The organism is Pectobacterium sp. F1-1 (genome assembly GCF_025643735.1).
GTDB lineage: Bacteria > Pseudomonadota > Gammaproteobacteria > Enterobacterales > Enterobacteriaceae > Pectobacterium > Pectobacterium colocasium.
This window is the reverse complement of the sequence record NZ_CP104733.1, coordinates 1,599,116-1,620,622: the sequence shown is the minus strand read 5'-3', so window position 1 is coordinate 1,620,622 and position 21,507 is coordinate 1,599,116. Positions and strand designations below refer to the sequence as shown.

16 protein-coding genes and 1 tRNA gene are annotated in these 21,507 nt (G+C 51.2%); 12 read left to right on the top strand and 5 right to left on the bottom strand.

From position 1 onward, the window contains the following. Nucleotides 1-74: 74 nt before the first annotated feature. The 3 genes from NAL19_RS07080 to NAL19_RS07070 all read right to left on the bottom strand — a co-directional run bounded on the left by NAL19_RS07080 (nucleotide 75) and on the right by NAL19_RS07070 (nucleotide 3,189). The gene (locus NAL19_RS07080; RefSeq protein ID WP_263059234.1) at nucleotides 75-1,019 is read right to left on the bottom strand and encodes a polysaccharide lyase; all 945 of its coding nucleotides are present in this window, start codon (nucleotides 1,017-1,019) and stop codon (nucleotides 75-77) included. 224 nt (nucleotides 1,020-1,243) lie between these two features. After that, nucleotides 1,244-2,059 (bottom strand): lipoprotein NlpA, encoded by an 816-nt coding sequence (gene nlpA, locus NAL19_RS07075; protein WP_411561421.1) that lies wholly within the window; start codon nucleotides 2,057-2,059, stop codon nucleotides 1,244-1,246. 89 nt (nucleotides 2,060-2,148) lie between these two features. Further along, nucleotides 2,149-3,189, bottom strand: a complete 1,041-nt coding sequence (locus NAL19_RS07070) for an IS630 family transposase (RefSeq protein ID WP_263059225.1) — start codon at nucleotides 3,187-3,189, stop codon at nucleotides 2,149-2,151. Between the two features lie 267 nt (nucleotides 3,190-3,456). Here NAL19_RS07070 and NAL19_RS07065 point away from each other — a divergent pair, with 267 nt between their 5' ends. From NAL19_RS07065 to NAL19_RS07015, 11 genes are all read left to right on the top strand, one after another. Next, a complete protein-coding gene (locus NAL19_RS07065) occupies nucleotides 3,457-4,086 on the top strand; it encodes a response regulator transcription factor (protein ID WP_043881903.1) in 630 nt (209 codons plus the stop codon). Between the two features lie 3 nt (nucleotides 4,087-4,089). Then, nucleotides 4,090-5,667, top strand: coding sequence for an MASE1 domain-containing protein (locus NAL19_RS07060; RefSeq protein ID WP_263059232.1), 1,578 nt, complete (start codon nucleotides 4,090-4,092; stop codon nucleotides 5,665-5,667). Between the two features lie 89 nt (nucleotides 5,668-5,756). After that, entirely contained in the window at nucleotides 5,757-7,094 is a 1,338-nt protein-coding gene (gene uhpC, locus NAL19_RS07055) for an MFS transporter family glucose-6-phosphate receptor UhpC (protein WP_225087496.1), read from the top strand. A gap of 39 nt (nucleotides 7,095-7,133) precedes the next feature. Then, entirely contained in the window at nucleotides 7,134-8,168 is a 1,035-nt protein-coding gene (locus NAL19_RS07050) for an ABC transporter substrate-binding protein (protein ID WP_263059231.1), read from the top strand. Nucleotides 8,169-8,364: 196 nt separating this feature from the next. Beyond that, on the top strand, nucleotides 8,365-10,443 hold the full coding sequence (locus NAL19_RS07045) for an ABC transporter permease (protein ID WP_225087494.1): 2,079 nt from the start codon (nucleotides 8,365-8,367) through the stop codon (nucleotides 10,441-10,443). Between the two features lie 5 nt (nucleotides 10,444-10,448). Then, nucleotides 10,449-11,507 carry a ferric ABC transporter ATP-binding protein gene (fbpC, locus tag NAL19_RS07040; RefSeq protein ID WP_263059230.1) on the top strand — a complete coding sequence of 353 codons (1,059 nt, stop codon included), beginning with the start codon at nucleotides 10,449-10,451 and terminating at the stop codon, nucleotides 11,505-11,507. A 202-nt stretch (nucleotides 11,508-11,709) separates the two neighbouring features. Beyond that, a complete protein-coding gene (locus NAL19_RS07035; protein WP_263059229.1) occupies nucleotides 11,710-12,786 on the top strand; it encodes a LacI family DNA-binding transcriptional regulator in 1,077 nt (358 codons plus the stop codon). 295 nt (nucleotides 12,787-13,081) lie between these two features. Beyond that, nucleotides 13,082-16,213, top strand: coding sequence for a beta-galactosidase (locus tag NAL19_RS07030; RefSeq protein ID WP_263059228.1), 3,132 nt, complete (start codon nucleotides 13,082-13,084; stop codon nucleotides 16,211-16,213). A 190-nt stretch (nucleotides 16,214-16,403) separates the two neighbouring features. After that, nucleotides 16,404-17,666: an MFS transporter gene (locus NAL19_RS07025; protein WP_263059227.1), complete on the top strand. Its 1,263-nt coding sequence runs from the start codon at nucleotides 16,404-16,406 to the stop codon at nucleotides 17,664-17,666. 142 nt (nucleotides 17,667-17,808) lie between these two features. Beyond that, a tRNA-Asn gene (locus NAL19_RS07020) sits at nucleotides 17,809-17,884 on the top strand. Between the two features lie 161 nt (nucleotides 17,885-18,045). Next, nucleotides 18,046-19,317, top strand: a complete 1,272-nt coding sequence (locus NAL19_RS07015; protein WP_263059226.1) for a tyrosine-type recombinase/integrase — start codon at nucleotides 18,046-18,048, stop codon at nucleotides 19,315-19,317. A gap of 133 nt (nucleotides 19,318-19,450) precedes the next feature. Here the strand turns inward: NAL19_RS07015 and NAL19_RS07010 are convergent, their stop codons facing one another. Further along, a complete protein-coding gene (locus NAL19_RS07010; RefSeq protein ID WP_025918867.1) occupies nucleotides 19,451-19,765 on the bottom strand; it encodes a helix-turn-helix domain-containing protein in 315 nt (104 codons plus the stop codon). A 185-nt stretch (nucleotides 19,766-19,950) separates the two neighbouring features. Next, nucleotides 19,951-20,232 carry a helix-turn-helix domain-containing protein gene (locus NAL19_RS07005; RefSeq protein ID WP_263059675.1) on the bottom strand — a complete coding sequence of 94 codons (282 nt, stop codon included), beginning with the start codon at nucleotides 20,230-20,232 and terminating at the stop codon, nucleotides 19,951-19,953. 84 nt (nucleotides 20,233-20,316) lie between these two features. On the opposite strand from NAL19_RS07005, the gene NAL19_RS07000 reads away from it, so the two are divergent. Further along, entirely contained in the window at nucleotides 20,317-21,357 is a 1,041-nt protein-coding gene (locus NAL19_RS07000) for an IS630 family transposase (protein WP_263059225.1), read from the top strand. Nucleotides 21,358-21,507: the final 150 nt, after the last annotated feature.

Sequence of the window (21,507 nt, the reverse complement as noted above, 5' to 3'; positions counted from 1 at the left end):
AACGTAAAGCGTTTGAAAATCAAGCACACAAAAATATGCATGACAGACGACTATCTAACGTTCCCTCCTACTAATTATGACGGGAATTTCAGCGCACTATTCTGTGCACCTGCATTCGAAACGACCCAGGATTGCGCTGCCGACGTTGTCATCAAACTGTATGAATAATTAGATGACGCCGTCCATTTAGCCGCAGGCGATTTACTTGCCACCGCCGCTGGTGAACTACCATTATCGGTGAAGGTTGAACCATTGCCTTTATCATCAACCATACCATTCTTCTCCGCACCGCTGCCAAATACGTTGCGTTCAGAAATAACATTGGCATTCTGTGCGACCGTAAAAGCCAACTGGAATTTATTGATGTAGTTGTTGAACACGTGGAAATAACCGTAACGCATCAGGCCTGGTGCACGAACCTGAATATTTTCGTAATAGTTATGGCAGATAGTCAAACGCGGATAGCCATTGTAAGCGCTATTATTGTCATCTGCCGGGTGACCGAAAATGCAGCCATATTTATGATTCGAGAATAAGCAGTTACTGATGGTGACGTAATCCGCTTTTTCACCGACATAAATCAGTTTATCGAGGCTACCGTCGTTATCACTCCACGTATGTCCAGGCCATGAGCAGTGATCGACCCAATATCCCTTACCGTAGTTCAAATACAGCTGAATATCGTCATTATCCTTGATCCCGACATCATGTTTAAAAACCAGGTTCTGGAAAATGACATTGGCAGAGCTGGCATCAGCGCGCAGGTGGATATTGGTCAACACATTCGCCCCACCGAAAGAACCGACAATGGTTTTATTGCTGCCAAATACCACTTTGGTCAGCGCGGATGCTTTCAGCGATGCACCCAGCACCACAATCGTTTTTGTGGAACCGCTCACGGCTGATGTAAAATCAGCCAGAGAATTTACCGTAACAACTTTACCACCTGTTCCTCCGGTAACATTTGCTGCTTTTGCAAAACCAATAATCCCAGTAAGATTCGTTGTTGGATAAGCCATAAATTTTCCTTTTTACAATTAGTGAATAGTAATGTCATTTGAGGTGTTAATTAATAAAATAAATAACACGCCTTCGACAATTACAGAGTGTATATAAGAGAATTTACTATGCTTATTAATCGAGTTTAATAAAAAAAGAACCTTGCGAATAGCTTCTTATTTAATTAATTTGCAGTCACATTATTAATAAAGGTGACTGCATCATAGCCATCAAATTATTATCGCTACCATCCTTTTACTGCACCGCCATTAAAAATATGGTTAGCAGCCTGTTCAACCTCATCGGACTGGTAGGCTTGAATAAATTTCTTCACGTTCTCCGCCTCCTTATTATCCTCACGGGTAACAATGATATTCACATACGGAGATTCTTTATCTTCAATAAAAATACCGTCTTTCGTTGGCGTTAAACCCGTTTGCTGAATATAGGTGGTGCTAATGATCGCCACCGTCACTTTCGGGTCATCTAATAAACGTGGCAGCTGCGCACCTTCTACTTCCATAATACGTAGGTTATGCGGGTTAGTGGTGATATCCAGCACCGTCGGCAATAAACCCGTATCAGGCTTCAGGGTAATTAATCCGGTTTTCTCCAGTAATAACAGCGCCCGCCCCAGATTCGTCGGATCTAAAGGAATCGCTATAGTGTCGCCATCTTTCAGATCGTTGATATTTTTTATCTTTTTCGAATAACCCGCCATCGGGAAAACGAAAGTATTTCCTACCGCCACCAGCTTATAGCCGTGTTCACGATTTTGCTGTTCCAAAAAAGGACGGTGTTGAAAGACATTCGCGTCCAAATCACTTTTATCCGTCGCTTCGTTCGGCAATAGCGAACCGCTAAACCCAACTAACTCGACATCCAGGCCATATTTTTCTTTTGCCACTTTCTTCGCAACATCGGCAACATCCTGTTCCGCACCATTAATCACACCCACTTTAATGTGGTTGGCAGAATGGCTTGCGTTATCGCATGCGGTCAGCGCCATCGCGGCCGTGACCATTCCCGCTACCAAAGCTATACGCCATTTCTTCATCACTCTGATTCCCTGATATCGTAAATACATTGATTTCTCAATATATTGATTTAAAGAAAAAAACAGTATGTCCCTCGATTAAATAACTTCGCCTAATACCGCTCCACTTTAGCCAGACCATGCTGATTGCCGGGGAACGGTGAAGCGGCATTCATAAATAGTTTTACCTGCTCCAGTAACTGCCACATATACCGGCACTGATGGTTACGCGTTATCGTTTCGTGTAACGACAACCACAGCAACTCGATTGGATTTAGCCACGGCGAATACGTGGGCAGGAACAACAACCGGAACTTCGTATTTTTTCCCAGCCACTTTTTCACCTTGTGGCTTTTATGAATGATGTAATTATCAACGACCAGCGTAATGGTTTTCGCTCGCCGATATGTCCGCCGTAATGTCTCTAACAGCTTGATAAATAAATCAGAACACTTTTTACTGCCGCCAACGTAATGGACTCGTCCCGTATCCGAATGCAGTGCCCCTGCCAGATAATACTTTTGGTTCTGTCCCGGCGTAGTAATACGTTTCTGTTGCCCTTTGAGCATCCAGTCTGCACCGATTTTCGGGTTCAGGTCGATATCTACTTCATCCTGATAAAACACGGGATGCTCCGTTTGTTTCCGAGAGACCGCCTGTTCGATGGCGAGTCGCTTTTCCTCATAATCTGGGTCTTTGATTTTCAGTGTTGGCGCAGCTCTGCGCCAGACAATGCCCGCTCGTCTCAGATAGCGATGTAACGTGGAAGGATGAAGCGTCACGTTAAAAAGCCGGTTAATGATAAGTGCCAACAACTCGGTACTCCAGCGGGAGCGCAGCCAGCCAAAATCCTGAGGAGAGCGTTTAATAAGAAGCGGTAGCATATGCAGGATATCAGCGACTGGCCAGCGCGGTGCTCGTCCGGCTTTGAGGCTCTTTAGACCTTCAACACCATGTAAAGTAAACCAATTTATCCATCGTCCAACGGATGAGCGGGCAGCACAGAGCAGTCTTGCAACGTCGGTGACAGTCATTCCCCGATGCAGCATCAGTATGGCGATGAGTCGTCTGGAGTAATTTTTATCATGTGTCTGTTGGGCTTCTTTACGCATTAGTCGTCGTTCTTCATCAGGGATTGCTGCTATGATCGGCATCGCTCAGTCCGGTTGGTGATTTGTGATGTTTGGCGATTGATCAGATCGCATAACTCGGACTGAGTTCCCTTCAAGTGATCTACTATTTGGCAAAGTTATTTAAGCGAGTCAAATAACTCCGCGTTCTATCAATATGCCTTTCATCATTCGGTCAATGCATATGGTGAATGTGTTAAGCCGATTCCATTTTACCTATCTGCTATTGCTCACCTCTTGATTCCCCCGCATTATGACACTTTGATGACTTTGGATTTACACGGCGAAACCATGATTAATGTGGCTTTGGTTGACGATCACATCGTTGTACGGTCTGGCTTTGCACAGCTTCTGGCATTAGAGAATGACATTCAGGTCGTTGGACAATATGCCTCGGCGGCACAGGCGTGGCCGCATCTACTCAAACAGCCGATTGACGTTGCCGTGATTGATATCGCCATGCCGGATGAAAGCGGCCTGTCGTTATTAACCCGCCTGCGTCAGCAGCGTCCTCAGTTTCGCGCCATTATTCTGAGCATTTACGATACCACCGCATTTGTACAAAGCGCGCTGGACGCGGGCGCGGGCGGCTATCTCACAAAGCGCTGCGGCCCGGAAGAGTTAGTACAGGCGGTTCGCGTGGTCAGTAGCGGCGGTATTTACCTCTGCGCGGATGCCCTGCACGCCATCCGCCACCAGCAGCAGCCACCGAAGGAACTGCTGGCACTGACTCCACGCGAGCGGGAAATATTCAGCCTGCTGATCAACGGGATTAGTGTGAAAAGCATCGCTGAACAGCTCGAACTCAGCCATAAAACCGTTCACGTGCACCGCGCCAATATTCTCAGCAAATTGCAGTGTGAATCCACGGTTGAACTGGTGCACTTTGCACTACAGCATCAATTGCTGGCCGGGAAATAAACCATGCGCCGCCTGCACGTCGTCGGTATGACGCTGTTTCTGGCCTTTTTCTACAGTCTGACCTGGCTGGCGCTGTGGACCATCAGTTTCTATTTGAGCAACAACGGCCAACAGGCACTGCTACTGTTACCGCAAGGGCTACGGCTGGCGCTGATGATTTTGCTGCCGCGCAAATACTGGCCGACCTTGCTACTCTCGGAAATTGCTATCCAGAGCTGGCTTATCAGCGAACAGCTCATGACGCGTTCGCTGCTACTGCTTTCCCCGTTCCTCAGCCTGATTCCGGCCATCATCACGCATAAAATCTGGCATCGCTACACGCTTTATTGGCAACGCCTCTTGCTGTTGCTAGCGGCGCTGTCGCTCAACACGATTCTGCACGGCATCTCGATTGGCCCCTGGTTGCATTCGCAGCTGACGCAGACGCTGCTGGCCACGTTTACCGGCGGCGTCCTGCTGATTCCGTTCATCTATCTGCTCTACGAATACATCAAGCAGCAGCACTTACAGACCCTGCTGGCGCAGGAGATCCCCGATCCGCCGTTGCGTACTTCGCTGCTGATTTGGTGCTCACTGTTTTTTTCGATCGGCGTTTGCCTGCAAATGGCGTTCACACCCGAGATGGAGCGACTGCTGCTGATCTTCGTTTTTCTGCCCAACGTGGTGATGGCGTATAAATTCGGCTGGCAAGGTGGCGTGCTCTCCGCCGTACTCGGCAGTCTGATGATTGCCGTCACCCGCCAGGTGAGCGGTGCCTTCGACGATTTGCGCGAGCTGGAGCTATTCCTGTCCACGCAGGCATTGCTCGGTATTGGGCTGGGGATCGCCATCAGCCGCCAGCAACAGCTGGCACAGCGGCTTCAGCGCTACCGTCAGCAGTTGGAACAGGAGCTGAAAACCCGGCGGCGGCTCATGGAGCGCATCATCCATACCGAAGAGGCCGTGCGCAAAGACATCGCACGCGAGCTGCACGATGACATCGGCCAAAATATCACCGCCATTCAGATTCAGGCCATGCTGGTAAAACACAGCGCGCCAGCCGAGGCCGCCCAGCATGCTGCCGGACAAATCAGCGAGCTGTCGCGACGCATCCACCACACCACGCGCCAGCTTCTGCGCCAGCTGCGCCCGCCAGTGCTGGATGAGATGGTGCTGGATAAAGCGTTGCATCATCTGGCGGATGAATTCGCCTTCGCCGCACGCGGCATCCAGTTTCAGCTGGATTATCAGCTTCCCACGCCCCCGAACGATGACGTGGTGGTTTTCACCCTTTACCGACTGGTGCAGGAACTGCTGAATAACATCAATAAACACGCCAGCGCCACGCAGATTACGGTTCGGCTTTCTCAGCAGGATAACCTGATTACGCTTGACGTCATTGATAATGGCGTGGGCATTGCACAAAAAGACAAGAAAAAACCTTCGAGCGGCGGCTTCGGCCTGCGGGGCATCGAGGAACGCGTTCAGGCACTGGGCGGTCACTGGCTGGTGAAGACCGCGACCAGCAGTGAATCCACCACACCGCACGGCACACACATAATTGTTAACCTGCCCACAAAATTTAAACAAAAAGACGATTAGCTAAGAATTATTCCTAGTTACCTAAAACCTTGTCTCATCCTTTTTAATTCGCATCCCCCTACTCTTCTCTCAACGCGACGGAGAACCCCATGCAGGCACCCATGTTTACGGGACAGGTTTCAACGGGACAGCTTTCACCAACACAGATCAGCCAGCGTTATCGCTACTGGCGACCGCGGTTGCTGATTTCCATGGTCATCGGGTACGCCACGTTTTACCTGACGCGCAAAAGCATCAACTTCGTCATGCCAGTGATGCAGTTGGAATTAGGGTTAAGCAAAGGCGATATCGGCCTGCTGGGAACGCTGTTTTATCTCTGCTACGGCGCGTCCAAGTTTATTTCCGGCATCGTGTGCGATCGCAGCCAGGTGCGCTGGTTTATGGGCGTCGGGCTGATGATTACCGGGGTGCTGAACATTCTGTTCATGTACTGCCAGTCGCTCACAGGGTTACTGATTGTCTGGGCGCTGAACGGGTTCTTTCAAGGCTGGGGTTGGCCCCCTTGCGCCAGACTGCTGAGCAGTTGGTATTCGCGCAATGAGCGCGGTCTCTGGTGGGGATGCTGGAATACGTCAATCAATATTGGCGGCGCGGCGGTTCCCCTGCTCGCGGGCTATCTGGCCTCCGAATGGGGATGGCAGGCTGCGCTGCTGGTGCCGGGCATCATCGGCATAGTGATTGGCCTGTGGTTGTGTTGGCAGTTGTGCGACAAGCCCCAGCAACAGGGATTGCCGAGTGTCGGCCAGTGGCGACGCGATGCGTTGGAGATTCGTCAGGAGCAGCAGAGCCCGCCGATGCCGATGCGCCAGATTCTGCGTGATGCGATTCTGCGTAACCGCACCATCTGGCTGCTCGGGTTCTCCTACATTCTGGTGTACCTGATTCGCATTGCACTGAATGACTGGGGGAACATTTGGCTGTCGGAGAGCCACGGTTTCAACCTGCTGAGCGCGAACGCCACGCTGTCGCTGTTTGAACTGGGTGGATTGCTGGGAGCGCTGTTTGCCGGTTGGGGGTCAGACCTGCTGTTTCGTGGTCAGCGCGCACCGATGATTTTGCTGTTTGCCCTCGGGCTGTTTTTAACCATGACTGCGCTGTGGCTGGCACCAATTCACCACTATTCACTACTCGCAGCCTGTTTCTTCAGTATCGGTTTTTTTGTTTTTGGACCACAGATGTTGATCGGTCTGGCTGCAACGGAATACAGCCATAAGGATGCCGCAGGTACGGTGACAGGTTTTCTGGCGTTGTTTGCCTATCTGGGGGCGGCGCTGGCGGGCTGGCCGCTGGCACAGGTGCTGCAACACTACGGATGGTCGGGATTTTTTACTCTGCTGGCGTTGGCTTCAGCCTGCATCGGATTGTTATTGATGCCGCTGCTGATGGCAGGTGTCAGCCGCCGGGAACGTTTGATGACATCAAAATAGCGATAACCATCCATAACTAGATAAGAGAAGGAAAACATCATGAAACTGCGTACCTTAACTACCCTCATCGCCGCTGGACTGACCGTTGCTGCCGTTACCACCAGCACCGCACGTGCCGAAGGGCGCCTGGTCATTTACTGTAGCGCCACCAACGCCTTCTGCGAGGAAGAAGCCAAGGCCTTCGGTGAAAAACACAATGTTAAAACCTCCTTTATCCGCAACGGTTCCGGCAGCACGCTGGCGAAAGTCGATGCAGAGAAGAAAAACCCGCAGGCTGACGTCTGGTACGGCGGCACGCTGGATCCACAATCTCAGGCTGGCGAAATGGATCTGCTGGAGCCCTATCAGTCTAAAAACCTCGATCAGATCATGCCGCAATTCCGCGATCCCGCTAAACGTAAAGGCAACTACTCATCTGCCGTTTACGTCGGCATTCTTGGCTTTGGCGTCAACACCGATCGCCTGAAAGAGAAAAATCTGCCGGTTCCACAGTGCTGGAAAGATCTGACCAACCCGGTCTACAAAGGCGAAATCCAGATTGCCGATCCACAAAGCTCCGGTACAGCCTATACCGCACTGGCGACCTTCTCCCAGCTTTGGGGGCAGGATCAGGCCTTTGATTACCTGAAAAAACTGAATACCAACGTGTCGCAGTACACCAAATCCGGTATTGCCCCGGCACGTAACGCCGCGCGTGGTGAAACCGCTATCGGCATCGGCTTCCTGCACGACTATTCACTGGAAAAAGAGAAAGGCGCACCGCTGACGCTGATCTCCCCCTGTGAAGGCACCGGTTATGAAATTGGCGGCGTCAGTATCCTGAAAGGCGCACGCAATATGGATAACGCCAAGCTGTTCGTTGACTGGGCGCTGTCGAAAGAAGCACAGGAACTCTCCTGGAAGAAAGGACAGTCCTACCAGATTCTGACTAACACCACCGCCGAGGCGTCCCCACTGTCGCTGAAATTGCAGGATCTGAAACTGATCAACTACGACATGGACAAATACGGTGCCGCAGACGTGCGTAAGGATCTGATTTCCAAGTGGGTTAACGAAGTCAAAATGGGCCAATAATCTCGACGCATTGCCTTTGATTCATTGACCTTTATTGATGACAAAAACAACGGGAACACGGCGGCAGCTTGCTCGTATTTCGCTTAACGCCGTGTTCTCAGCATCGCTGATTAACCATTACTCAATATTATTCACCAACCAATACCTGTGACGATTCAATCTTATAAAACAACGCTATAAAGCACCAGGGAACCTTATGTCACACACACGAACGCTTTCACCGACGCCTAAGCGGGATCCTATATTCCTGTGGCTGGCGCTGATTGCAGCAACTTTCTTGCTGCTGCCAGCGTGGAGTCTGGATTACGGCCTGCTGGATGCCTCACGCGATGAACTGCTGGCAGCCTACAGCTGGTCAAGCCTGAATATCAGCCTGCTTTGGTTCCTGCTCCCATTAGGGTTGCTGGCGCGTCCGCTGTTTACGCCCGGTCGGGAACAGCGTGGCCGCCACCGTTTTGATGCAGCTTATGCATTGTTCTGTGCGCTTTTCGTGGTCATCAGTGCCACGGTTGAAGGGCGCGGAATGGGCTATGGCACGATCGCACTATTTGTCGCACTGAGTGCGATTATTACGCTGGCGCTCTCCAGGCTTGACTGGCTGGGTGGCGATCGCTTCGTCATCGGCTCGCTCATCAGCATCATCGCGCTGATTGGCGTGTTTATTCTTTACCCCAGCATCGCCATCTTCATCCCGATGTTCACCAACGACAGCGGTGAATTCGCGCCGCTGGCATTTATGCAGATTCTGGGTCAGACACACATTTTACGGGTGATCTGGAACTCATTCCTGCTATCGGTTGCCGTCGGTATCGGCTGTACCTTCTTCGGTATGGTGTTGGCAATCTACACCTCGCGCATCGCCCGCCGCTCCGCGATTATCGGCCGCATTTTCTCCATTCTGCCTATCGTTACGCCGCCGTTTGTCGTCGGGTTAGGTGTAACGCTGATGATGGGCCGCTCCGGTTATGTGACCGAGCTGATGGTGGATTGGTTCGGGCTGACGAACACCAACTGGCTGTACGGTTTTACCGGCATCTGGCTGGCACAGGTGCTCGCCTTCACGCCCATGTCGTTTATGATTCTGGAAGGCGCGATGAAGACGATTCATCCGTCGCTGGAAGAAGCGTCGTACACCCTGCGTGCCAACCGTTATCAAACCTTTCAGCGGGTTTTCCTGCCGCTGCTGAAACCCGCGCTCGCCAACTCGTTCCTGATTGTGATCGTCCAGTCACTGGCCGACTTCAGTAACCCGCTGGTGTTGGGCGGTAACTTCGACGTGCTCGCCACCCAGATTTACTTCTACATCACCGGTGCGCAGTTGGACTATCAGTCAGCCAGTACGCTTGGAGTTATCCTGCTGCTGTTCTCACTGGCGGTGTTCTGCGTGCAATATCTGTGGATCGGTAAACGCTCCTACGTCACGATTTCCGGTAAATCCTACCGGGGTGATGTGCAGCCGCTGCCCGTTTCGCTGGTGTGGATCGTCAGCATCCTGCTCTATGTCTGGATTGCCTTTAACGTCTTGCTGTACGGCAGCATTTTCTACGGCAGCTTTACCGTTAACTGGGGCGTGGATTACACCCTGACGCTGGACAACTTCAGCAAGCTGTTCGGTCAAGGCTTTAGCGACGGCGCCTGGCCTTCCCTGCTGGATACGCTGTTGTTCGCGGGCATCGCCGCGCCGATTACGGCACTGTTCGGGCTGCTTATCGCCTACATCGTGGTGCGCCAACAGTTCTACGGCAAGAAAGCCATCGAGTTCACCACCATGCTGTGCTTTGCGGTACCGGGCACCGTTGCTGGCGTGTCTTATATCCTGGCCTTTAACAGCGCGCCGGTTTACTTAACGGGAACAGCAGTGATCGTCATCATGTCGATGGTGATGCGTAACGTGCCAGTCGGTATCCGCGCGGGTATTGCCGGGCTGGGGCAGTTGGATAAATCGCTCGATGAGGCGTCGCTCAGTCTGCGCGCGGGTTCGATGCGCACGGTGTTCTATATTCTGCTTCCACTGCTGCGTCCGGCCATTTTATCTGCGCTGATTTACAGCTTCGTGCGCGCTATTACCACCGTCAGCGCCATTATCTTCCTGGTTACGCCAGACACCCGCGTCGCCACATCTTACATCCTTAACCGCGTGGAAGACGGTGAATACGGTATGGCGATTGCCTACGGTTCCATCCTGATTGTGGTCATGCTGGCCATTATTTTCCTGTTCGATTATCTGGTCGGTGAAGCGCGGGTTTCCCGCTCAAAAGCCAAGAATAGTGACTAAGCGGAGTGATTACTTTGAATACTGAAAAAAACTTTGTTGAACTGAAGCACGTCACTAAACGTTTCGGCAACAACACCGTCATTGATGATTTGAATCTGGCGATCCCACAGGGAAAAATGGTCACGCTGCTGGGGCCGTCTGGTTGCGGTAAAACGACGGTACTCCGGGCGGTTGCCGGTTTGGAAAAACCGACGGAAGGCCAGATTTTCATCGATGGCGAAGACGTCACCGAGCGCTCAATTCAACAGCGCGATATCTGCATGGTGTTCCAGTCTTACGCCCTCTTCCCACACATGTCGCTGGGGGAAAACATTGGCTACGGGCTGAAAATGCTCGGTCGCCCGAAGGCGGAAATCAATCAACGCGTAAAAGAAGCGCTGGCGCTGGTCGATCTGGAAGGGTTTGAAGATCGCTACGTCGACCAGATTTCCGGCGGACAGCAACAGCGTGTCGCGCTGGCGCGTGCGCTGATCCTTAAACCTAAAGTCCTGCTGTTCGATGAGCCGCTGAGTAACCTCGACGCCAACCTGCGCCGCAGTATGCGTGAGAAAATCCGCGAGCTTCAGCAGCAGTTCAATATCACCTCGCTATATGTGACGCACGATCAGAGCGAAGCCTTTGCGGTATCCGACATGGTTCTGGTCATGAACAAAGGCAAAATCATGCAGTTGGGCGCACCACAGGAGCTCTACCGCCAGCCAGCTTCCCGCTTTATGGCCAGCTTTATGGGGGATGCCAATATCTTCCCTGCCACCTTCACGGCAGACAGCGTGAACATCTACGGTTATCTCATTCCGCGTCCGCAGGGCTTTGCCGCCGGATTAAGCGAATCGACCATCGGTATTCGCCCGGAAGCCATTACGCTCAGCCATCAGGGCGAAGAGAGCCAGCGTTGTACGATCACGCAGGTCGCCTACATGGGGCCGCAGTACGAAGTGCAGGTCGATTGGCACGGGCAGTCGATGCTGTTGCAGGTTAACGCGACCCAGCTTCAGCCGAATCCGGGCGACAGCTACTATCTGCAAATCCACCCTTACGGTATGTTTGTGTTGTCGGAGCAGTAAACCGCGGGTAGCCATTCACCACAAACCGGGAGCGCTTGCTCCCGGTTTTACTTTTTACAAACACCTAAAAACGCCTACAAACGTCAGCTTCTCTTCGGCCTGCGTTGATTACACCTGAATACGCACACCGATTACGGATTACCCACGCGATTTGTTATGATGATGCTCTTTCACGCATGGAATCACGCTCGGAATAGCCACGATGAAACAGAAACCCATAACATTAAACGATGTCGCCGAGTACGCTGGGGTTTCCTATCAGACGGTTTCCCGCGTGCTGAATCAGGCGCCTCATGTTTCATCCCGCACTCGCAGTAAAGTAGAAGAGGCGATGGCGGCGCTTAACTACACGCCTAACCGCGTCGCACAGCAACTGGCAGGGAAAACCATCACCACGCTGGGGCTCGTTACCACCGATCTTTCACTGCACGCGCCTTCCCAAATTGCCGCAGCGATCAAGAGCACCGCCAGCCAGTTAGGTATTAACATCGTGATGTCCATGCTGAGCAGCCCGGATGTCAACACCTGCAATAACGCGGTTAACGACCTGCTTTCTCAGCGGGTCAGTGGTGTTATCGTCAATGTCCCGCTCTCATCAGATGACGTCGCCCACATTAGCCAGACTTGTGCCGATACGCCCGCCCTGTTTATGGATGCCGATCCGCATACCAACATACTCAACGTCATGTTCGATCCCGATCACGGCGCACGCTTGGCTATCACGCATCTCGTGCAACTGGGGCACCAACATATCGCTCTGCTGACAGGGCCAATGACCTCAATTTCCGCCCGCCTGCGCTATGAAGGCTGGCTGGCCGAGCTGGAAAAACAGCAACTCTCCCCTGCTTCGGTGCTGCACGGAGACTGGAGCGCCGCTTCCGGTTACCACCAGACGCTGGCTCTGCTGGGGCAATCTCTGCGCGTATCCGCCATTGTTGTGGCGAACGATCAAATGGCGCTTGGCGTTCTGCGCGCCCTGCACGAATATGGCTTGCGCGTGCCGGAGCAGATGTCAGTTATCGGCTTTGACGACACTCAGGACAGTGCGTATTACACCCCACCGCTGACAACCATTCGTCAGGATTTCAGACAATTAGGTAAAGAAGGCGTCACCCGCTTGCTCACTACGCTACGCGATCCTACCCAGGGTACATCACTGCTGTTGCCCACGGAACTAATCGTCCGCCATAGCACCGCGGTGTATTCATCTACACATGCCTCCCTGCAAGAACTCACCCAAAATCTGTTGGACATTACACGCCAGCTCCAAAGGCTGTAATCCTTTACACAACAGATCCTTTTTCACTGTCGATGCAAAACCCTAACAAAATAAGATGATAAACAATAAGTTATTTATCATTCTTTGTTGATTTATTGCGTCGCGCTTTCCAAAGTCAATGTTCTCTCATTGTTCTTACAAACGATCTTTGTGATCGCTTCCACTTTATTGTCACGTTCTACTTTACTCGCCTTGATGAGTCGATATTTTATGAGTAATACAAAATTGTGAGCGGATAACAATTTAAGGAATCCATCACAGTGAAAGACTCGAGACGTTCAGGAGCCAAGCCATCATGAGCGATACCGTTTTACCGTATCCAGTTCGCCATAGCGCCACGCTGCAAGACATCCTTGCTCGACGCGATTGGGAAAACCCAGCCTGTACTCACTACCAGAGGCTTCCTGCGCATCCACCATTTAACAGCTGGCGCAGTGTGGCAGCCGCACAGCAGGATGAACCTTCTCAGCGGCTGCGTCGCCTGAATGGCGAATGGACATTTAGCTATTTCACTCGCCCGGAAGCCGTGCCGGAAAGCTGGTTACAGCGGGATCTACCTGGTTCCGATACCATTCCCGTTCCTTCCAATTGGCAGTTAAAGGGATATGACGCTCCGATTTATACCAATGTAAAATACCCGATTCCGGTCAACCCGCCTTATGTGCCGGAGGACAATCCCACCGGTTGTTACTCGCTCACTTTTAAGGTCAATCATGACTGGCTCAGCAGCGGACAAACCCGGATTATCTTTGATGGCGTTAACTCCGCGTTTTATCTCTGGTGTAACGGTCATTGGGTAGGCTATTCGCAGGATAGCCGCCTGCCTGCGGAGTTTGATATTGGTCGCTATCTGACGAGTGGAGAGAATCGGCTGGCCGTCATGGTGTTACGCTGGTCTGACGGCAGCTACCTGGAAGATCAGGACATGTGGCGTATGAGCGGCATTTTCCGCGACGTCACGCTTCTACATAAACCGACCGTTCACCTCAGCGATATCCAACTGACTACGCCGCTGAGTGCCGATTTCCACCACGGTACGCTGGAGGTTCAAGTTAGGGCAACGCTCACCGACGTTGAATCCAAAAGCCACCGCGTCCGTGCACAGCTTTGGCGTGGTAATAAACTCATCGGCGACACACGACAGGCGTTCGGCAGCGATATTGTCGATGAACGCGGAGCCTACCACGATAAGGCCTTGCTCCGTATTGACGTACCACAGCCTGACCTGTGGAGCGCCGAACTGCCGCACCTCTATCGTGCTGTCATCTCATTAGAAACATCGGAAGGCGGGCTAGTCGAAGCAGAAGCCTATGATGTCGGTTTCAGAAAAGTGGAAATCCGCGGCGGTCTGCTGCTGCTGAACGGTCAACCGCTGCTGATCCGCGGCGTTAACCGCCATGAACATCACCCGCAGAATGGTCAGGTCATGGATGAAGACACGATGCGGCGCGATATCATGCTGATGAAGCAGCATAATTTTAACGCGGTGCGTTGCTCGCATTATCCCAACCATCCGCTCTGGTATCGATTGTGCGATCGCTACGGCCTGTATGTTGTGGATGAAGCGAACATTGAGACACACGGCATGCAGCCAATGAACCGTCTGTCTGACGATCCTGTCTGGCTGCCAGCTTACAGCGAACGCGTATCGAGAATGGTACAGCGCGACCGCAACCATCCCTGCATCATTATCTGGTCATTGGGGAACGAATCCGGCTATGGCGCAAACCATGACGCGCTCTATCAGTGGATCAAACGCCACGATCCGACTCGTCCCGTACATTACGAAGGCGGCGGCGCGAACAGTCGTGCAACCGATATTGTGTGCCCCATGTACGCCCGCGTTGATGAAGATCAGCCCTTCCCCAGCGTGCCTAAATGGTCGATCACCAAATGGATCAGCATGCCGGACGAACATCGCCCACTTATCCTCTGCGAATATGCGCACGCGATGGGCAACAGCCTGGGAGGATTTGCCCGCTACTGGCAGGCATTCCGTCAATATCCTCGGTTACAGGGCGGATTTATCTGGGACTGGGTCGATCAGGCGCTGACCCGTCGCGACGAACAAGGCAATACCTACTGGGCGTACGGCGGAGATTTTGGCGACACGCCTAACGATCGCCAGTTCTGCCTTGATGGCCTGCTTTTTCCCGATCGCACGCCACATCCCAGCCTGTATGAAGCCCAACGGGCACAGCAGCCCATCCAATTCGCCTGGCAGGTTGAATCCCCGTGTGAGCTGCGCGTCACCAGCGAATATCTGTTCCGCCATATGGACAATGAGCAGTTGAACTGGTGCATTACGCTGGGCAATAAAACGCTCGCGGAAGGTTCGCTGCCGCTGACGCTCGCGCCACAGGCCACCGAGACTCTCACGCTGCTGGAAGCCCTTCCCGCTGTTGAAGAGGCGGGGGAACTTTGGCTCAACGTTGAAGTCGTACAGCCCAAAGCCACCGCCTGGTCAGAGGCAAACCACCGCTGCGCCTGGGATCAATGGCAGCTTCCTGCACCACTTCATCTTCCCAATACCTCCTGTTTCGGGCAGAAGAAACCTCCCGTTCTGCGATCGTCCGATGCGTACTTCGATATCGTTCAGGGCGAACAACACTGGCGCTTTAACCGTCAGAGCGGCTGGCTGGAACAGTGGTGGACAGCCGACACGCCAGCGCTGTTAACCCCGTTGCAAGATCAGTTTGTCCGAGCACCGCTGGATAACGACATCGGTATCAGCGAGGTGGATCGCATCGACCCTCGCGCCTGGGCCGAACGCTGGAAGTCCGCCGGGCTTTATCAATTACAGACGCAGTGTGTCGCCATTCAGGCTGACCAACTCGCCGACGCTGTGCACATTGTCACCGAGCACGTATTCCGCCATGCCGGACAGATCCTGCTACAGAGTAAAAAACGCTGGCAGATTGATGCTCACGGCATCGTGACCGTTGATGTCGACGTTGATGTCGCCACCGTGCTGCCGTCATTAGCCAGAGTGGGATTGAGCTGCCAGTTAGCCGACGTAGCACCTCAGGTCAGTTGGGTCGGGCTTGGGCCACATGAGAATTACCCAGACAGACAGTTGGCTGCACAGCATGGACACTGGAGTCTGCCGCTGGATGATCTTCATACGCCCTACATTTTCCCATCAGAAAACGGGCTGCGCTGCAACACTCGTACGCTGACATACGGCAAATGGACAATCACTGGACATTTCCACTTTGGATTAAGCCGCTATGGGTTAACCCAGTTAATGACATGTACTCACCATCATTTATTAGAAAAGGAAAAGGGTGTTTGGCTCAATCTGGATGGCTTCCATATGGGAATTGGCGGCGATGATTCCTGGAGCCCCAGCGTTCATCGCGATGACTTACTCACGGCGACACATTATCACTATCGCGTCGCTCTTCAACATCACCAACCGTATTGATATGAAAAAGCAGTATTAAAAAACAACGAAAGAGCGCGGATATATACCCTAAATAATCCAGGTTGCATGCGGGCTGCAATCGAACGCGTTCTCAGGCGCTTACATCAGTAAGTAACTGGGATGAGTGAGAGAAGCCAGCATACATATGGCTTGAAGTATGACAGGTATAATGCCTATCGGAGAAAGCATCATGTACTACCTACATAATAAAAATTTCTGGATATTCGGCCTGTTTTTCTTTTTCTACTTCTTCATAATGGGGGCTTACTTTCCGTTCTTCCCTATTTGGCTTCACGATATCAACCAAATAAGTAAAAGTGATACGGGAATTATCTTCGCCTGCATTTCCTTTTTTGCCCTGTTATTTCAACCTATATTTGGCTTGCTATCCGATAAATTAGGATTGAGAAAACACCTGCTATGGATTATTACCATCATGCTTGTGTTTTTTGCTCCGTTCTTTATTTATGTTTTTGGCCCATTACTGAAATACAATATCGTGTTAGGTTCTATCGTCGGCGGAATTTATCTGGGATTTATCAACAACGGCGGCGCACCGGCTATTGAAGCCTATATTGAAAAAGTCAGCCGCCGCAGCCAGTTTGAATTTGGCCGAGCACGCCTGTTCGGCTGCCTCGGTTGGGCGCTCTGCGCCTCTATCGTCGGGATTATGTTTACCATCAATAACCAATTTGTTTTCTGGCTTGGTTCCGCTTGTGCCGTCATCCTGGTCATCCTGCTGCTGTTGGCGAAGCCGGAGGTCTCTTCCAGCGCTATCGTTGCCGATCAGGTTGGCTCCAATCAGAAACCCTTTAGCCTGAAAATGGCGGCCGAGCTGTTAAAAGAACGCAAGATCTGGTTCCTGACCCTCTATGTCGTCGGCGTGTCGTGCACCTATGATGTCTTCGATCAGCAGTTTGCCAACTTCTTCACCTCGTTTTTCGAGACCCGGCAGGAAGGGACGAGAGTATTTGGCTATGTCACCACGCTGGGTGAATTGCTCAATGCCACGATCATGTTTTTTGCGCCGCTGATTGTGAACCGCATAGGCGGCAAAAACGCCCTACTCATCGCCGGGACGATTATGTCCGTACGAATCATTGGCTCTGCCTTTGCCAGTTCCGTACTGGAAGTGATTGTGCTGAAAACGCTGCACATGTTTGAGGTGCCATTCCTGATTGTTGGTTGCTTCAAATACATCACCACCGTCTTTGAAGTCCGCTTTTCCGCGACGATTTATCTGGTGTGCTTCTGCTTCTTTAAACAGGTATCGATTATTTTCATGTCGATCTTTGCTGGCAATATGTATGACAGCATCGGTTTTCATGGCACTTACCTGATTTTAGGCGGCGTCGCCCTCTCTTTCACGGCGGTATCCCTATTCACGCTGTCGGGAAAAGGACCGTTATATGCCTTTTCCGAAAAACAAAAAGCACCGGTGAATACACTCTAACACTGCCAGAACACAATAAAATGCCGGTATTTGCCAAAAATATCGGCAGATTGCACATTCTCTCACCGAACAGTGCAGTTTTGTGGTTTACGCCTTTGACATGCGCGGCACACGCCGTTATTATGCGCCCCGTTCACACGATTCCTCTGTAGTTCAGTCGGTAGAACGGCGGACTGTTAATCCGTATGTCACTGGTTCGAGTCCAGTCAGAGGAGCCAAATTCTTGTTTTCATGCCGCTTTGCGAATCCTTATGTGTTTCGGATTCAATGGGTTAGCGTGAAAAGTCTTCCCGATGCATTTTCAGTTTTCCCTCCGCATCGGGAGAATTTGGTGGTCAGATTTGGGGTCTTTCCGGTTCGATAATGGAGTGACCCGCATATGTCTCTTAACGACACTAAAATCCGCAACTTAAAACCACCTGCTACCCCCATAAAACTATCCGATTCGCACGGCCTGTATCTTCACGTTAAACCTACTGGTTCGCGTCTCTGGTACTTCAGATACTATTTTTTTGGCAAAGAGACTCGCATAGCGTTGGGTGCTTATCCGTTAATCAGTCTGTCAGAAGCACGCCAGAAACGTGACGAACTCCGCAAACTGCTGGCGCAAAATATCAATCCGGCACAGCAACGTGCCGCTGAAAAGGCAGCACGTTCTCCAGCAAAGAGTTTCAAGACCGTGGCATTGAGCTGGCATAAAAGCAACAGATCGTGGTCAGAGAACCATGCCGCCCGTCTGCTCGCCAGTATGAACAATCATATCTTTCCTGTGATTGGACACCTGCCAGTCACAGAACTGAAAACCCGCCACTTCATCGACCTGCTGAAAGGGATTGAGAAAAAAGGTCTGCTGGAAGTGGCTGCCCGTACCCGGCAGCATATGTGCAACATCATGCGTCATGCCGTGCATCAGGAGTTGATAGAGCACAACCCGGCGGCAAATCTGGACGGGATAATCGCCCCTCCCGTTAAGCGCCACTACCCTGCCCTTCCACTGGAACGACTGCCGGAGCTGTTGGCTAGCATTGAGGACTACAAGCAGGGACGAGAATTAACCCGCTTGGCAGTCTCACTCACCCTGCACCTGTTCATCCGTTCCAGCGAACTGCGTTTTGCCCGCTGGTCTGAGATCGATTTCAGAAACAAAATCTGGACCATTCCAGCCACCCGCGAAGCCATCCCCGGTGTCCGCTACTCTGGGCGTGGGGCGAAAATGCGCACGCCGCATATCGTTCCCCTCTCCCGTCAGTCCATCACTATTCTGAAACAGATACGGGAAATTTCCGGGCATCAGGAACTAATATTTCCCGGTGATCATAATCGGTATAAGCCAATGTGCGAAAACACGGTCAACAAGGCTTTGCGTGTGATGGGTTATGACACAAAAGATGAAATCTGCGGTCACGGATTCCGAGCAATGGCCTGTAGTGCGCTGATGGAATCTGGACTGTGGGCGCAGGATGCGGTTGAACGGCAGATGAGCCATCAAGAACGTAATAGCGTCCGAGCAGCTTACATCCATAAAGCAGAATATCTTGATGCCCGTAAAGCGATGATGCAATGGTGGTCGGATTATCTGGATACCAACCGGGAAGAATATGTTGCGCCATACATTTATGCTCAACAACATAAGACGGCTGGAGCGGCCTGATCGATAACGCTCCTAAGAGCAGATCCTGATAACAGGATCTGCTTTTCAGACTGTGAGAAATCTTCCCCTCAGCATTTCATAAAAAATCCAGAAATGTCAGAAAATTACTCAGGCCGGATACATGAATGAAGGTCTATTGCGGGGTAATCAACAACGTAGAATTAGGGTTACTTTTCTTATAACGATGGTACTGCAAGATTAGCGTAGCGAGATCCTCATCGACAGCATAAAAATAGGCTTCCGGCACATCTAGCACCGCCGCAAATCGGCAAACCAGACCAAAATCCGGCGAACTGACTTCCCTTTCATATTGGCTTACGCGGGAACTCGACGTCTCTTCATCCAGCCCAGCGAGACAACCGAGCTCGACCTGTTTTAATCCTGCATTCACCCGGGCCAATCTTAATCGTTTACCAATCACGGCATTACCTGCTTCGCAGATTAACATAAGCCGATTATCGCCGTTCCCGCCATGCCGCTCTTGAAGTGGTTCTTTATCCAGTAAATTTAAAATTTATTTTTGGTTATTTTAAACTCAAAAATGAAGGTTTAATTTATTGAGAGTAGGAATAATTAAATTTAGAAGGGTAAACGCACAAAGATTGAACACCATGACGCATTAGGGCATCAACCTTACTGAGGTGTGATGAGCAGCGTGGAGTTTGGATTGGCTTTCTTGAAACGGTGATACTGTAAGATCAAGGTGGCGAGATCGTCATCAACAGCATAGAAATACGCTTCAGGAACATCCAGCACTGTAGCAAACCGAGAAACCAGCCCAAAATCTGGCGCACTGACTTCCCTTTCGTATTGGCTCACACGAGAGCTTGCCGTTTCCTCATCCAAACCAGCGAGGCAACCGAGCTCTATCTGCTTTAATCCCTTGTTCACTCGGGCTAAATAACTTTGCCAAATAGTAGATCACTTGAAGGGAACTCAGTCCGAGTTATGCGATCTGATCAATCGCCAAACATCACAAATCACCAACCGGACTGAGCGATGCCGATCATAGCAGCAATCCCTGATGAAGAACGACGACTAATGCGTAAAGAAGCCCAACAGACACATGATAAAAATTACTCCAGACGACTCATCGCCATACTGATGCTGCATCGGGGAATGACTGTCACCGACGTTGCAAGACTGCTCTGTGCTGCCCGCTCATCCGTTGGACGATGGATAAATTGGTTTACTTTACATGGTGTTGAAGGTCTAAAGAGCCTCAAAGCCGGACGAGCACCGCGCTGGCCAGTCGCTGATATCCTGCATATGCTACCGCTTCTTATTAAACGCTCTCCTCAGGATTTTGGCTGGCTGCGCTCCCGCTGGAGTACCGAGTTGTTGGCACTTATCATTAACCGGCTTTTTAACGTGACGCTTCATCCTTCCACGTTACATCGCTATCTGAGACGAGCGGGCATTGTCTGGCGCAGAGCTGCGCCAACACTGAAAATCAAAGACCCAGATTATGAGGAAAAGCGACTCGCCATCGAACAGGCGGTCTCTCGGAAACAAACGGAGCATCCCGTGTTTTATCAGGATGAAGTAGATATCGACCTGAACCCGAAAATCGGTGCAGACTGGATGCTCAAAGGGCAACAGAAACGTATTACTACGCCGGGACAGAACCAAAAGTATTATCTGGCAGGGGCACTGCATTCGGATACGGGACGAGTCCATTACGTTGGCGGCAGTAAAAAGTGTTCTGATTTATTTATCAAGCTGTTAGAGACATTACGGCGGACATATCGGCGAGCGAAAACCATTACGCTGGTCGTTGATAATTACATCATTCATAAAAGCCACAAGGTGAAAAAGTGGCTGGGAAAAAATACGAAGTTCCGGTTGTTGTTCCTGCCCACGTATTCGCCGTGGCTAAATCCAATCGAGTTGCTGTGGTTGTCGTTACACGAAACGATAACGCGTAACCATCAGTGCCGGTATATGTGGCAGTTACTGGAGCAGGTAAAACTATTTATGAATGCCGCTTCACCGTTCCCCGGCAATCAGCATGGTCTGGCTAAAGTGGAGCGGTATTAGGCGAAGTTATTTAGTCTTAATCGCTTACCAATCACGGTGTTATCCACGGTACTGATCAACATAGATTGATTATCGCTTCTCTCACTAAGCCCTTCTTAAAGCATTTCTCCCCTAAATAAATTTTATCTTTATTTTTGATTGTTTTTTCAC